Consider the following 471-nt stretch of genomic DNA (forward strand, 5'->3'; position numbering starts at 1 on the left):
CCAGCTGCTGCTGACATATCGTTAAAAGATGTTCTATTTCCTACTCCTTTATCTTCAATGATAATTTTATGCTCACTTTTAATTAATTTCGAAACCAACTCTGTCCCCACTGGCTTCGCACCCCCCCCAGGAGTTCCTGCAACCTGAATTGCTCCCTTTTCGGTTAAAAAAAGCTTCTCGCTTGTTAACATTTGAAGCTGAGAAAAAACCTGTTGCCTATATGATTTATTGCCAACGATGATTATATCTTGCGGTCCCATCCCATCCGGATCTATAAACCGAATCGGATTATTGAAAGAATAATTATACGGTGAGTGCCTCCTCATCTTCTCCGCTAACGGATCCACCACATTCCACCTTCCAATCTCCGGATCATAAAACCGTGCTCCATAATCAAGCTGTCCATCCTTATTAGGAGCACTAAACTCCGATTGCAACTCCTTGCCGTTATAAAGATACTTGTTCGGTCCA

Annotated in this window: 1 protein-coding gene and 1 pseudogene; both read right to left on the bottom strand. The window is 42.3% G+C overall.

Annotated features, from left to right (window positions below; all coding sequences use genetic code 11):
• On the bottom strand, window positions 1-260 hold a 260-nt coding region (locus tag DBR11_RS30460), incomplete at its 3' end, for a hypothetical protein (protein WP_233260950.1).
• Between the two features lie 57 nt (window positions 261-317).
• A pseudogene (locus DBR11_RS30710) lies at window positions 318-437 on the bottom strand (hypothetical protein); the annotation flags it as partial.
• Between the last annotated feature and the right edge of the window lie 34 nt (window positions 438-471).

Origin of the sequence: Pedobacter sp. HMWF019 (assembly GCF_003061025.1) — a bacterium.
Taxonomy (GTDB): domain Bacteria; phylum Bacteroidota; class Bacteroidia; order Sphingobacteriales; family Sphingobacteriaceae; genus Pedobacter.